The organism is Haloferax profundi (genome assembly GCF_001469865.1).
Classification (GTDB): Archaea; Halobacteriota; Halobacteria; order Halobacteriales; family Haloferacaceae; genus Haloferax; species Haloferax profundi.
In genome coordinates this window covers 1-844 of record NZ_LOPV01000025.1, presented here as the reverse complement: position 1 = coordinate 844, position 844 = coordinate 1, and the positions used below count along the sequence as shown (strand labels likewise).

Here is an 844-nt window from a genome sequence, read left to right as displayed (position 1 = left end):
ACGAAGTGAACGCGTCGTCTGACCGAGTTCAAATCGGGGAGAGCGGACTTTTCTACGACGTCGTCTCTCGAGAGTGTTCACTCGCGTCTGCCCCAGATGCGTTTGTCTTCGACGAGGTCGACTCCCATCGGCCCCTCGACGAGAATCTGACACGAGAGCCGCGGGTACCCGAACCTCGCTGCCAATCGGTCGTGCCAGTGCGTCGGTGAGGTCTCCCCTTCGACGACCCGCACACCGCAGGTCGCACAGAGGCCACGACCACCGCAGTTCGCCCGTTCGGTCAGGCTGGTGTACGGCGAGAGGCCCGCATCGAGAAGAACGTCTCGCAGGATACGACCACGTTCGACGTCGAGGTCGACGACACCATCGTCGGTTCGAACCCTGACGACGACTGTCTCGGCCGCACCGTCTGTCGTGTCGCTCTCGGATTCGGTGGCGGCCGACGTGGATCCACTCTCGACGTCGTCACGCTCGTCTCCCGACGCATCGGGACTCTTCATGTCTCGACAGAGTGTTCGAGCGCCACGGGCATGTACTCTCGCCAGTTCGCTCCTCTCGGAGCGGACGCTCGTCACCGCTCGGAACACGTCTGTCACGCTGGGATTGGTATGTAGACTCAATACCTGAAAATATCAGTAATACAACCGCTTATGCTGGACGACTACGTACGCAGAACCATGACTGCCCTCTCTGCGACACCCGTGCTGGTGAACGTACGCACCGAAATGAACGACCACGGGACGATGACCGTCGAACTCCACGAGACGCACGAGACACGCCACCTCGTCGAGTACGAGTCCGAACGAATTCGCGATACGCTCGCGTCACTCCCGGCCGGCGCCCG

At 61.4% G+C, this 844-nt stretch carries 1 protein-coding gene; it reads right to left on the bottom strand.

The window, feature by feature from the left end:
* Positions 1–77: 77 nt before the first annotated feature.
* Positions 78–500, bottom strand: coding sequence for a 2Fe-2S iron-sulfur cluster-binding protein (locus tag AUR66_RS01525; protein ID WP_082682088.1), 423 nt, complete (start codon positions 498–500; stop codon positions 78–80).
* Positions 501–844 lie beyond the last annotated feature (344 nt).